This is a genomic window from Ruegeria sp. AF5 (genome assembly GCF_056541905.1).
Genome location: NZ_JBQFYZ010000007.1, coordinates 143,309 through 155,045, shown reverse-complemented (window position 1 = coordinate 155,045; position 11,737 = coordinate 143,309). Strand labels below are relative to the sequence as shown.

Genomic DNA, 11,737 nt, shown 5'->3' with positions numbered 1-11,737 from the left:
TCACCCCTTCTCAGCCAGCCGCAGTCGCGGTTTTGGTCCGGTCCCGATAACGCTCGACCGCTGCAACGTCGCTTTCAGCCTCAAGCATCAGCATCAGCGAATGCAACTGTTCAAGGTCGCGCAGTTCGACATTGATCAGCAGGCGGTAAAAATCCGGTTTGCGGTCCACAAATTCCAGGTTTGAGATATTGGCCTTTTTCTCGCCGATCAATGTGCAAATGCGCCCCAGAACCCCGGCATCGTTGCCGATAGTCAGATCCAGTGTCGCCCCATAGACGGCCGGGTGCGTGCCAGAATGCCAATGCAGATCGACCCAGCGTTCCGGTTCGCTTTCATATTGGCTGAGCTTGTCGCAGTCGATGGCGTGCACCACAACACCCTTGCCCCGGTAGGTGATGCCGACGATCCGTTCGCCCGGCAGCGGCTGGCAGCAGGGCGCGCGGTCGAATTTCTGGCCGGGTTCAAGACCGATCACGGCGCGCCGCAGCGGGATGGCGTCGCCGTCATCCTGAGCCAGTTCGGGATAGACGGCCTGAACCACCTCATGAGCGGTCAGTTCGGCACTGCCCAGACGGGCCAGCAATTCATGCCGGTCTTTCAGGCGCAGGTGCTTGGCGGCGGTATCAAGCGCCTTGTCGGTGGCCTTGCGCCCCACATGGTCAAAGCCCGAGCGCGCCAGTTCCTTGCCCAGCTTGATGAACCGTTCGCGATCCACCTCGCGCAGGGCGCGGCGGATGGCGGTACGGGCCTTGCCGGTGACAGCGATCTCAAGCCATGTGACCTGCGGTGTCTGCCCGTCAGCGGTGATGATATCGACCGACTGGCCGTTCTTCATCCGCGTCCAGAGCGGCACGCGAATGCCATCGACCTTGGCCCCCACGCAGGCATGGCCGATCCGGGTGTGGATGGCATAGGCGAAATCGATCGGGGTCGCGCCCCGCGGCAGTTTCACCACGTCGCCCTTGGGGGTGAAGCAGAAGACCTGGTCCGAATACATCTCGAGCTTGACGGCTTCGAGGAAATCTTCGTGATCATCCTCGTTGTCGAATTGCTCGGTCAGGTTGGATATCCATTTCGCCGGATCGACGGCAAAGGGGTTTTCCGTGCGCACCCCGTCCCGGTAGGACCAGTGCGCCGCAACGCCGGTTTCGGCCACGTCGTGCATCTGGCGGGTACGGATCTGAACCTCGACCCGTTTGCCATCGCGGCCCGAAACGGTGGTGTGAATCGAGCGGTAGCCATTCGATTTCGGCTGGCTGATATAGTCCTTGAACCGACCCGGCACCGCGCGCCAGCGCTGATGGATGGCCCCAAGCGTGCGATAGCAGTCTTCTTCCGTCTGGGTGATGATGCGGAACCCGTAGATATCCGAGAGGCGCGAGAAGCCCTGATCCTTTTCCTGCATCTTGCGCCAGATCGAATAGGGTTTCTTGGCGCGGCCAAAGACTTCGGCCTCGATGCCTGCCTTTTCCAGCTCGTGGCGCATGTCGCCGGTGATGCGGTGGATCACATCGCCGGTTTCACGTTGCAGCGTGATAAAGCGACGGATGATCGACTGGCGGCCTTCGGGGTTCAGGACGCGGAACGCGAGGTCTTCCAGTTCCTCGCGCATCCATTGCATCCCCATGCGGCCCGCAAGCGGCGCGTAGATATCCATCGTCTCGCGCGCTTTCTGAACCTGCTTTTCGGGCCGCATCGCCTTGATGGTGCGCATGTTGTGCAGACGGTCGGCCAGCTTGACCAGAATGACCCGCAGGTCCTTGGACATGGCCATGAACAGCTTGCGGAAATTCTCGGCCTGTTTGGTTTCGCGGCTGGACAGTTGCAGGTTGGTCAGCTTGGTGACGCCATCGACCAGTTTGGCGACCTCATCCCCGAACAGGTCGGACACCTTGCCGTAATTGGCCTTGGTGTCTTCGATCGTGTCATGCAGCAAAGCCGTAATGATCGTCGCATCATCCAGACGCTGTTCGGTCAGGATGGCGGCAACGGCAACAGGGTGGGTAAAGTAGGGTTCGCCAGAGTGGCGGAATTGCCCTGCGTGCATCTGCTGGCCAAACTCATAGGCCAGCGCGAGACGTTCAGCATTCGTCTTGGGATTGTAGTTGCGGACCAGCGCAATCAGATCGTCAGCAGAAATCATCCGGCCCGCACCTTCGTCTTTGGAGCTTACCCCTGCCCTTGAGCCTCCATCAGAGCGCGCAGGAGCTTTTCTTCGGACATGTCGTCCATCGCAGGCTTGTCCGACTCGGCACCCATCAGCAGCGCCATCTGATCTTCTTCCGGCTCATCAACCTCGATCTGGGTCTGGTTGGCCTCGATCAGGCGTTCGCGCAGGGCGTCCGCGCCTTGGGTCTCGTCGGCGATTTCGCGCAGGGACACGACAGGGTTCTTGTCGTTGTCGCGGTCAACGGTAATCGCGGCACCGGCAGAAATCTCGCGCGCCCGATGGGCGGCCAGCATCACCAGTTCGAACCGGTTTGGAACCTTGTCTACGCAATCTTCAACCGTCACGCGGGCCATTGGGCGCTCTCCGTTTCTGAGTCCATGTCAGGAAGAGGTTTATCTAAGCGCGATTCCGCGCCTTGACAAGCAGGAAATGCTGCATTTGCAGGGATCACAGCGGCGTAACCGCTGCAACCTCGGATGGGGGCAGGTCGGCGACCATCTGGGAAACCGTGCGATCAAGCACAGGGTGGCGCCAGTCGGGCACAATATCCGCCATCGGCACAAGCACAAAAGCGCGGTCCTGAAGGCGCGGATGCGGCAGGATCAACTGTTCCGGTGCTTCTTGCCGCTGTGCCTCGGGCGGCAGAGTCAGCCAGCGGTCGAACAGGGCGCGGTCGGGCAGAATCTGATCGCCATAGCACACAAGATCCAGATCCAGCGTCCGCATTCCCCAGCGCTGCACCCGTTCACGACCGAACTGGTGTTCAACCTCGTGCAGTACGCGCAAAAGCTGGGCCGGGGATTTGTCGGTTTCGATCAGCACAGCCGCATTCACGTAGTCCGGACCAGCGCCAGCGGGGAAGCAGGGTGTCGCAAAAAACCGGCTGACAGAGCGAATCACTACGCCCTGTTGCGAAAGTGCGTCAATTGCGCGCTGTAGCGTTACAGCGGGCCCATTTCCTCTCAGATCGAGATTTGCGCCCAATGCCACAACCGCATTTGGCAAAGAATTGTACATATGCTACCCTATATTCGACACAATGCATACTTGCGATAACGGCCAAAAGTTCTAACTATAAGCCCACCAGATTGCGTCAATTTATAAAACACCCACTCACTCACGTAACGCGGCGCAGTCTGGATTATACCGGAAGGACCTATTTATGTTTTATAAGGACGAACGGCTAGCGCTGTTCATCGACGGCTCGAACCTTTATGCCGCGGCAAAAGCACTCGGTTTCGACATAGACTACAAACTTCTGCGGCAGGAATTCATGCGCCGTGGCAAGTTGCTTCGGGCTTTCTACTATACAGCGCTGCTTGAAAACGACGAGTATTCACCGATCCGCCCATTGGTTGACTGGCTTCATTACAACGGCTTCACCATGGTCACAAAACCGGCCAAGGAATACACCGACAGCATGGGGCGTCGGAAAGTCAAAGGAAACATGGATATCGAGCTGACGGTCGATGCCATGGAACTGGCACCGCGTGTGGATCATATCGTGCTGTTCTCGGGTGACGGGGATTTCCGCCCGCTGATCGCCAGCCTGCAACGTCAGGGCGTTCGCGTGTCGGTCGTGTCAACGATACGCAGCCAGCCGCCGATGATTTCGGACGAGCTGCGCCGTCAGGCCGACAACTTCATCGAGCTGGAAGATCTGCGCGACGTGATCGGTCGCCCGCCGCGTGAAATGCCGGCAGAGCATCGCAGCGTCGCGGTTGCAGGCGGCAGCTGATCCGGCACCACTGCCTGTTGATGGGAAAAATTCGCGCGGTCAGGACCGGGGTCCTGGCCGCGCTTCTTTAACTAAGGATTGGTGCTGAAACATCCTCTGACTAACAACGATTCGTGTCAGATGAATGACAATGTCCTGTCTGGACCAAGGCCGGGAAAAGACTTACCTGTGCCCTAAGGAGACAGCCGAATGACCAAGCCGCCACTGACACTTTACCTGGCCGCCCCCCGCGGGTTCTGCGCCGGTGTGGACCGCGCCATCAAGATCGTTGAAATGGCCCTGCAGAAATGGGGGCCGCCGGTCTATGTGCGCCACGAGATCGTGCATAACAAATTCGTGGTCGACGGGTTGCGGGCGCAAGGGGCTGTGTTTGTCGAAGAACTGCATGAATGCCCCGATGACCGCCCGGTGATCTTTTCCGCCCATGGTGTTCCTAAATCGGTACCAGCCGAAGCCGCGCAGCGTGAGATGATCTATGTGGATGCCACCTGTCCGCTAGTGTCGAAGGTTCATGTCGAGGCGCAGCGCCATGCGGATGCGGGATTGCAGATGATCATGATCGGCCACAAGGGCCATCCCGAAACCGTTGGCACCATGGGACAGCTGCCCGAGGGTGATGTGCTGCTGGTCGAAACGGTCGAGGATGTGGCCGCCGTGCAGGTGCGCGACCCCGACGCGCTGGCCTTTGTCACCCAGACCACCCTGTCGGTGGATGATACCAAGGACATCATCGCAGCCCTTCAGGCCCGGTTCCCGGCCATTGTCGGCCCGCATAAGGAAGACATTTGCTATGCCACGACCAACCGGCAGGAGGCCGTGAAGGCCGTGGCCCCCAAGGCCGATGCGCTGCTGGTTGTGGGGGCTCCGAACTCGTCCAATTCCCGCCGTCTGGTCGAGGTTGCATCGCGCGAGGGGTGCAAATACGCGCAACTGGTCCAGCGCGCGACCGAAATCGACTGGCGCGCTTTGCAGGGCATCAAAAGCGTTGCGGTGACCGCTGGCGCATCGGCCCCGGAATTGCTGGTGAACGAGGTGATCGACGCCTTCCGCGATCACTATGATGTCACTGTCGAGCCGGTCGAGACCGCAACCGAAAACGTCGAGTTCAAAGTACCGCGCGTGTTGAGGCAACCGGCGTGATCGGCGTGCCGAAGGCGCCGCTCTATCTGGGGCTGGCGGGACTGGTCCCGTTTGTCTGGGGCGCGCTGACCTATCTGAACGGTGATCTGAACGCCTGGGGCGCGCGCAGCTTTGGCCCACGCTTTGTTGGCCCTTATGTGCAGCTGTTCTATGGCTCGGTCATCCTGAGCTTTATGTCAGGTGTGCTGTGGGGCTTTGCCACCAAGACCTCGGGCAGCAAGGCGGCGCTGTGTTATGGGCTGTCGGTCCTGCCTGCGCTGTGGGCCTTTGCCATGACAGGCGGCGGGCCGGTCACTGCAGGCACCAATCTGATCTACGGGTTCACCGGCTTGCTGCTGCTGGACGCCCTGTTTTCATACTGGCGGCTGACGCCGGTCTGGTGGATGCAGCTGCGTATCCTGCTGACCGCAATCGTTCTGGCCAGCCTAGCCGTAGGAGTGTACCTGTGAGCGACAAACGCACGATTGATGCCTATACGAACAGAGTAAACGAATATCTGGCCATTCCTCTGCCAGCCGAACAGCTCAAGACCCGTCAGGATTTTGCCGATGCGGTCGGTGCGGGCGGCTATGTGCTGGATCTGGGATCAGGCCCCGGATCGGACAGCGGTTTCCTGATGCGTCAGGGGCTGAAGGTGCGGGCGCTGGATGCCACCCCCGCCTTTGTCGAACATGCCCGCCAGAACGGGGTGGACGCGCATCTGGGTACGTTCGACGATGTTACCGAAACCGCCGAATATGATGGAGTTTACGCCAGTTTTTCCCTGCTGCACGCGCCGCGTGCGGATTTTCCGCGTCACCTGAAAGCGATCCACACGGCCCTGAAGCCCGGCGGCCAGCTGTTTCTGGGCATGAAGCTGGGCACGGGCGAGCATCGTGACGATCTGGACCGCTATTACACCTATTACTCGGAAGCCGAGATCCGAGAGGCGCTGACCCAGGCCGGGTTCACAGTTGACCGCACGGTCGAAGGGGTGGGCAAGGGTCTGGCCGGGTCATACGACGGGTTTATACTGGTGTTCGCCCATGCCTGAGTTGTTTGCCTATACAGATGGCGCCTGTTCCGGCAATCCCGGCCCCGGTGGCTGGGGTGTGCTGCTGCGCGCGATGAACGGCGACAGCGTTCTGAAAGAGCGGGAACTGAACGGCGGCGAGGCCGAGACGACCAACAACCGGATGGAGTTGCTGGCTGCCATCAGCGCGCTTGAGACGCTGGAGCGCCCGTCGAAGATCACCATTGTCACCGACAGCGCCTATGTGAAGAACGGCGTCACCGGCTGGATATTCGGCTGGAAGCGGAATGGCTGGAAAACCTCGAACAAGAAGCCGGTCAAGAATGTCGATCTGTGGCAGCGACTGGACGAGGCGCAGGATCGCCACGACGTGACATGGGAATGGGTCAAGGGCCATGCGGGCCATCCAGAAAACGAAAAGGCCGATGAACTGGCCCGCGCAGGCATGGCGCCGTTCAAGCCGAAAAAGGCGCAGGCGTGAGCGCGCTGACGCTGCTGGATTATGCCTCGGTTCTGATCTTTGCGCTGACCGGGGCGCTGGTGGCCAGCCGGGCGCAGCTGGATCTGGTGGGCTTTGCCTTCATGGCCTGCCTGACCGCAGTTGGCGGCGGCACGGTACGCGACCTGCTGCTGGACCGTCACCCGATCTTCTGGGTCGGCCAGCCGGATTACATCCTGATCGCCGTCGCGGCGGCGGTGTTTGTGTTCTTTACCGCGCATCTGGTGGAAAGCCGCTATAACTGGCTGGTCTGGCTGGACAGTTTCGCACTGTCGGTCGCCGTTGCCGCCGGAACCGGTGCCGCGCTGTCACTGGATCAGCCCGGTATCATCGTCGTGCTGATGGGTGTGACGACCGGGTGTCTGGGCGGGCTGATGCGCGACGTGGTCTGCAACGAGGTGCCGCTGGTGCTGAAACAGGGCGAACTTTACGTCTCGTGCGCATTTGTGGGGGCGTTGACGGCGGTACTTGCGGTCAGGCTGGGGCTGGAGCCCGCCTTTGTATTGGGCCTGTGCGCCCTTGTGTGCTGGGCCTTGCGGGCCGGGTCGCTGGTGTTTGGCTGGCAATTGCCCGTCTACAAAAGCCGCCCGCCCCGCAACTGAACCTGTCGGTGGACGCGACCGGGGCGGGCTGATAGCTGTTTGGAACGCGCAGCCCGGAGGCCAAATGCCGTTCAGACTTACATCGATTGCGGTCTCACTGGCTTTGCTGGCCTCCTGCGGCGCATATTATGCGCCTGTCCACTTTGTTGCCGAGGGTGACCGGATCATCGCCTCGGGCACGATTGACGAAACGACGCTGTCCGCTTTTGAAGACGTCACCGCCGAAAATCCCGAAGCGCGCACGCTGGTGCTGCAATATATCGAGGGATCGGTGGATGACGACGCCAATGTCATCTTCAGCCGCGAGGTGCGCAAGGCCGGGTTCGATACCATCGTGCCCTCGGACGGTCTGGTTGCCAGCGGCGGCACCGATCTGTTTCTGGCCGGACATCGCCGTGTTTTGCAGCCGGGGGCCTGTGTGGGCGTTCACAGCTGGGCCGGGTCGGGGCTGGTGGCAACGGAGCTGCCCGAGGATGACCCGGAACATGACCGCTATCTGGATTATTTCAGGGACATTGGCGTCGATGAGTCGTTTTACTGGTACACGCTGTATGCGGCCCCGGCCGACAGCATCCACTGGATGACTGCCGCCGAGGCGAACCGGTTCGATATGACGACGAAAGCCGCCCCGGCGCTTGGTTCAGCGCTGGAGTGCGACGAGCGCTGATCTGCTGCGCTATCTGTCGAGTGAAGGTTTGCGGGACGGAATGCGCAGCCAAGGAATATGCTAACGGCGCAGGTAGGTCTGCCAGATCCAGATCACCAGCAATGCGCCCAGAACCGCGCCCACAAAGCCCGACATCCAGCCAGCGTCGGGTATCAGAGACCACAGAAGGGGCCCACCGATCATAGCCCCAACAATGCCGATCAGCATCGTCGCCGGGAGCAACCTGGCGAGCAAAACTTCAAGCGCAGCTTGGATGATGATCAGAGCGACGATGGGCATGTCATTTTCGCCAATGGGTCGGCACGATGATCAGCGCGCCGACAGACGAGATCACCGCATCCAGACCCGGAGGGCCAAAGCTGATACCGAACATGATGCGGATGAAGTAGAACAGGAACGCCCCACCCACGCAGATGATGATCGACTGAAGATAGCCGTTATGGGTGAACCCGGTCTGTTCGGACAGATATCCGACGATCCCGGCAATCACGACGGTCCCCATCATCACCATGAACATCGGGCTTCTCCTAGGTCAGGCGGGTGCCGGTGGGAATGGGCCAGCCCCGCAGGAAGGTTTCCCTATCCTGCGCGCCTTTACCCGCCCGTTGCAAGCGCAGCAGTTCGACCGCGCCCCGACCGCAGGCCACGTGCAGGTCGTCGTTCAGAACCTCACCCGCTGCGCCCTGCCCGTCTGCCAGCCGCGATGCCAGCAGCTTGATGCGCTCGCCATTCATCTCGGTCCATGCGCCGGGAAAGGGTGACAGCCCGCGGATTTGCCTGTCGACCTCAACCGCTGGGCGGGTCCAGTCGATGCGGGCCTCGGACTTGTCGATCTTGGCGGCATAGGTCACGCCATCCTCGGGCTGCGGTTCGGGTATCAGGTCCGGCAGCTTGGCCAGCGCCTCGACGATCAGCGCGGCCCCCATGGCCGAGAGCCGGTCATGTAGATGCGCGGTGGTTTCTTCAACCTCAATCGCGGTTGCCTGTCGCAGCAGGACCGGGCCGGTGTCCAGACCGGCCTCCATCTGCATGATGCAGATCCCGGTTTCGGCATCGCCTGACAAGATCGCCCGGTGGATCGGGGCGGCACCGCGCCAGCGCGGCAGCAGGCTCGCGTGGATGTTCAGGCAGCCGTGTCGCGGCGCGTCCAGAATGGGTTGCGGCAGGATCAGGCCATACGCGACGACGACGGCGATATCGGCGTTCAGCGCGGCAAATGCGGTCTGTTCGTCAGCGGATTTCAGAGAGGTTGGGTGGCGAACGGACAGGCCCAGCGCCTCGGCCCGGGCGTGAACCGGCGTCGGGCGGTCTTTCTTGCCACGCCCGGCGGGGCGCGGGGGCTGACAGTAGACGGCGGCGATGTCGTGCCCGGCCCTGACGAGTGCGTCCAGCACCGGGACCGAAAAATCAGGGGTTCCCATGAAGATGATGCGCATCGTTGGCTCCGGCAGTTGGGACGGGTGCGGGGCTGAAGCCCGGCCTACAGACGTCAGGTTTGTTTGCGTGCCTTGCGCAGCAGCATGTCACGTTTGACCTTGCTGAGCCGGTCGAAATACATCCGCCCGTTCAGGTGGTCGATCTGGTGCTGCACGCTGGTCGCGTCGATCCCGACGAAATCGCGGCGATCCAGCATGCCATGTTCGTTCAGGAACTTCACGGTCACCGCGCGCGGGCGTTTAATTGTGGCCGAGACGCCGGGCAGGTTCGGGCTGGCCTCTTCATGTTCGCGCAGTTCGATCGAGCTGTGCAGGATTTCCGGGTTTGCCAGACGCACGGCCCGGCCCCGTTCGGCAGAACCGTCAACAACGGCCAGCCGCAGCATCACCCCGATCTGTGGCGCGGCAAGACCGACGCCGGGCATCGCCTCCATCGTGTCGATCATGTCGTCCCAGATGGCGCGGACCTCATCAGTGATCTCGGGCACCTCATCCGCCTTGGTGCGCAGGCGCTTGTCAGGCCATGGCAGGCAGGTACGAACGGTCATGCACGGGCCCGTTCGCGTTTGAGCTTTTGCATCTTGCGGGTGATCATCTGCCGTTTCAGCGGCTTGAGATAGTCGATGAACAGCTTGCCGTCCAAATGATCGATCTCGTGCTGAACGCAGGTGGCCCAGAGCCCGTCAAAGGTTTCCTGTTGCAGGTTTCCGTCGCGGTCCATCCAAGTCACATCGACCACTTTGGGGCGCGTCACCTCGGCGTATTGATCAGGGATCGACAGGCAGCCTTCCTCGTAGACATTGGTTTCTTCCGAGGCCGCGATGACCTGCGGGTTGAACATGATCAGGGGGCGCGGTGCCTCGCCTTCTTCCTTGACGCAATCCAGCACGATCAAGCGATCCAGCACGCCGATCTGTGGCGCGGCAAGGCCAACACCGGGGGCGTCATACATCGTTTCCAGCATGTCATCGGCCAGCGCGCGCAGGTCGTCCGTGAGGTCGGCTACGGGGGCGCAGACCTTCTTGAGACGGGGGTCGGGATAGATCAGGATGTTACGTTTCATGAGGCTGATTTAGGCCATCCCGCCCCGCGCCGCAACGCCCCCCTTGCACCTGCCCGATTTGCGGTTAGCTTTCGGTCGAGAAAATGGAGCAGACATGACTTTCAACGACCTGATCGACCGCCGGGGCACCAACAGTTCCAAATGGGACAAGATGGAGATGCTGTACGGTGTCTCGCCCGAGGACGGGCTGGCCATGTGGACGGCCGATTCCGATTACCCGACAGCCCCCTGCGTGATCGACGCGGTGCGCAAGGCCGCGGATCACGGCGTGTTCGGGTATTCCTGGGCGCACCCGGAGTATCTGGCCTCGGTCCAGTGGTGGATGAAAACCCGCCACGATTGGGAAATCGACACGGACTGGGTTCTGACCACTCAGGGCTTGGGCAATGCAATCGCCCTGTCGCTGGATGTCTGGACCGATCACGGTGATGGCATCGTGATCTTTACCCCCGTTTACCATGAGTTTGCCCACAAGGTGAACAAATCGGGCCGCCGGGTCGTGGAATGCCCTTTGGTGCGGGACGGGGAAAGTTATGGCCTTGACCTGGACGACGCCCAGTCGCGGCTGGACGGGTCCGAGAAGATGTTGCTGTGGTGTTCGCCGCAGAACCCGTCGGGCCGGGTCTGGACACCGGAGGAACTGCGCGCCGTGGCCGCATTTGCCGAGCGCAACGGGTTGGTCCTTGTGTCAGACGAGATTCACCACGATCTGGTCTATCCCGGCGCCAAATTTGTGCCGATGGATGTGGCAGCCCCGGATGCGCGCCCGTGGACAGTGACGCTGACTGCGGCATCGAAGACCTTTAACATCGCCGGGCAGCGCACCGGCAACATGATCATTCCCGACCCCAAACTGCGCGAGGCGATGAAGCATCGGCTGGCAACGCTGGATTATGGCCCCAGCGCGTTGGGTGTGGCGATGATCACCGCCGCCTACAGCCCGGCCGGCGCGGAATGGGCAGATGCCCAGATCGCGCATCTGGACGGAAACAGGCGTCTGTTCGACCAGACCATCGCCGAGATTCCAGGCCTGTGGTCGATGCCATTGCAGGCGACCTACCTGGCCTGGGTCGATTTTTCCGGCACCGGCATGGATCACGCTGAATTTGTCCGCCGATTGCGCGAGGACGCGCGGATCGCAACCTCGTCCGGGCCGGGTTTCGGCACTGGAGGAGAAACGTTTGAACGGTTCAACCTTGCGACGCAACGGGCGCGGGTCGAGGAAGCTTGCGTGCGGTTGAAACAGGCCTTTGGTGACCTGCAATAATCCAGGCGGTGGCTGGGGTGGCTGACCTCACAATGGACCGCGCCTGTTGGCCGGGCGCGGACCCCATGGCGAAATCCATAGCGATAGCCAGCCTAACGGCCTGTTGGGCGTTACCCTGACCTAACCCGGTACTACGATAGAAC

General features: G+C 61.3%; 16 protein-coding genes. 8 read left to right on the top strand and 8 right to left on the bottom strand.

Going from position 1 to position 11,737, the window contains the following annotated elements:
• Positions 1 to 10: 10 nt before the first annotated feature.
• The 3 genes from ACR0DS_RS12390 to folK all read right to left on the bottom strand — a co-directional run bounded on the left by ACR0DS_RS12390 (position 11) and on the right by folK (position 3,187).
• Positions 11 to 2,143, bottom strand: coding sequence for a RelA/SpoT family protein (locus ACR0DS_RS12390; protein WP_480473878.1), 2,133 nt, complete (start codon positions 2,141 to 2,143; stop codon positions 11 to 13).
• A gap of 26 nt (positions 2,144 to 2,169) precedes the next feature.
• Positions 2,170 to 2,523 (bottom strand): DNA-directed RNA polymerase subunit omega, encoded by a 354-nt coding sequence (rpoZ, locus tag ACR0DS_RS12385; protein ID WP_209506215.1) that lies wholly within the window; start codon positions 2,521 to 2,523, stop codon positions 2,170 to 2,172.
• A gap of 94 nt (positions 2,524 to 2,617) precedes the next feature.
• Entirely contained in the window at positions 2,618 to 3,187 is a 570-nt protein-coding gene (gene folK, locus ACR0DS_RS12380) for a 2-amino-4-hydroxy-6-hydroxymethyldihydropteridine diphosphokinase (RefSeq protein ID WP_480519471.1), read from the bottom strand.
• Positions 3,188 to 3,332: 145 nt separating this feature from the next.
• Between folK and ACR0DS_RS12375 the strand changes: the two genes are divergently transcribed.
• From ACR0DS_RS12375 to ACR0DS_RS12345, 7 genes are all read left to right on the top strand, one after another.
• Positions 3,333 to 3,908: a LabA-like NYN domain-containing protein gene (locus ACR0DS_RS12375; RefSeq protein WP_209506211.1), complete on the top strand. Its 576-nt coding sequence runs from the start codon at positions 3,333 to 3,335 to the stop codon at positions 3,906 to 3,908.
• A gap of 189 nt (positions 3,909 to 4,097) precedes the next feature.
• Positions 4,098 to 5,048: a 4-hydroxy-3-methylbut-2-enyl diphosphate reductase gene (gene ispH, locus ACR0DS_RS12370; RefSeq protein ID WP_480559676.1), complete on the top strand. Its 951-nt coding sequence runs from the start codon at positions 4,098 to 4,100 to the stop codon at positions 5,046 to 5,048.
• The gene (locus tag ACR0DS_RS12365; protein ID WP_480538700.1) at positions 5,045 to 5,497 is read left to right on the top strand and encodes a DUF3429 domain-containing protein; all 453 of its coding nucleotides are present in this window, start codon (positions 5,045 to 5,047) and stop codon (positions 5,495 to 5,497) included. The genes ispH and ACR0DS_RS12365 overlap by 4 nt, the downstream gene beginning before the upstream one ends.
• Positions 5,494 to 6,081 (top strand): class I SAM-dependent methyltransferase, encoded by a 588-nt coding sequence (locus ACR0DS_RS12360; RefSeq protein WP_480559674.1) that lies wholly within the window; start codon positions 5,494 to 5,496, stop codon positions 6,079 to 6,081. Before ACR0DS_RS12365 ends, ACR0DS_RS12360 begins: the two co-directional genes overlap by 4 nt.
• Positions 6,074 to 6,541 (top strand): ribonuclease HI, encoded by a 468-nt coding sequence (gene rnhA, locus ACR0DS_RS12355; protein WP_480559673.1) that lies wholly within the window; start codon positions 6,074 to 6,076, stop codon positions 6,539 to 6,541. The genes ACR0DS_RS12360 and rnhA overlap by 8 nt, the downstream gene beginning before the upstream one ends.
• The gene (locus tag ACR0DS_RS12350) at positions 6,538 to 7,161 is read left to right on the top strand and encodes a trimeric intracellular cation channel family protein (protein ID WP_267364069.1); all 624 of its coding nucleotides are present in this window, start codon (positions 6,538 to 6,540) and stop codon (positions 7,159 to 7,161) included. The genes rnhA and ACR0DS_RS12350 overlap by 4 nt, the downstream gene beginning before the upstream one ends.
• Positions 7,162 to 7,225: 64 nt before the next feature.
• On the top strand, positions 7,226 to 7,828 hold the full coding sequence (locus ACR0DS_RS12345; protein WP_209598782.1) for a COG3904 family protein: 603 nt from the start codon (positions 7,226 to 7,228) through the stop codon (positions 7,826 to 7,828).
• A gap of 60 nt (positions 7,829 to 7,888) precedes the next feature.
• Here the strand turns inward: ACR0DS_RS12345 and ACR0DS_RS12340 are convergent, their stop codons facing one another.
• The 5 genes from ACR0DS_RS12340 to def (ACR0DS_RS12320) are packed head-to-tail and all read right to left on the bottom strand — an operon-like array spanning position 7,889 to position 10,327.
• Positions 7,889 to 8,107 (bottom strand): GlsB/YeaQ/YmgE family stress response membrane protein, encoded by a 219-nt coding sequence (locus ACR0DS_RS12340; protein WP_480559671.1) that lies wholly within the window; start codon positions 8,105 to 8,107, stop codon positions 7,889 to 7,891.
• A 1-nt stretch (position 8,108) separates the two neighbouring features.
• Positions 8,109 to 8,345: a hypothetical protein gene (locus ACR0DS_RS12335; protein ID WP_209506192.1), complete on the bottom strand. Its 237-nt coding sequence runs from the start codon at positions 8,343 to 8,345 to the stop codon at positions 8,109 to 8,111.
• 10 nt (positions 8,346 to 8,355) lie between these two features.
• Complete coding sequence (fmt, locus tag ACR0DS_RS12330; protein WP_480559669.1) at positions 8,356 to 9,264, bottom strand: methionyl-tRNA formyltransferase; 909 nt, start codon at positions 9,262 to 9,264, stop codon at positions 8,356 to 8,358.
• Between the two features lie 53 nt (positions 9,265 to 9,317).
• Positions 9,318 to 9,812 (bottom strand): peptide deformylase, encoded by a 495-nt coding sequence (gene def / locus ACR0DS_RS12325; protein WP_209506187.1) that lies wholly within the window; start codon positions 9,810 to 9,812, stop codon positions 9,318 to 9,320.
• The gene (def, locus tag ACR0DS_RS12320) at positions 9,809 to 10,327 is read right to left on the bottom strand and encodes a peptide deformylase (RefSeq protein ID WP_209506185.1); all 519 of its coding nucleotides are present in this window, start codon (positions 10,325 to 10,327) and stop codon (positions 9,809 to 9,811) included. Before def (ACR0DS_RS12320) ends, def (ACR0DS_RS12325) begins: the two co-directional genes overlap by 4 nt.
• A gap of 94 nt (positions 10,328 to 10,421) precedes the next feature.
• Between def (ACR0DS_RS12320) and ACR0DS_RS12315 the strand changes: the two genes are divergently transcribed.
• Positions 10,422 to 11,594, top strand: coding sequence for a MalY/PatB family protein (locus tag ACR0DS_RS12315; RefSeq protein WP_480559667.1), 1,173 nt, complete (start codon positions 10,422 to 10,424; stop codon positions 11,592 to 11,594).
• Positions 11,595 to 11,737 lie beyond the last annotated feature (143 nt).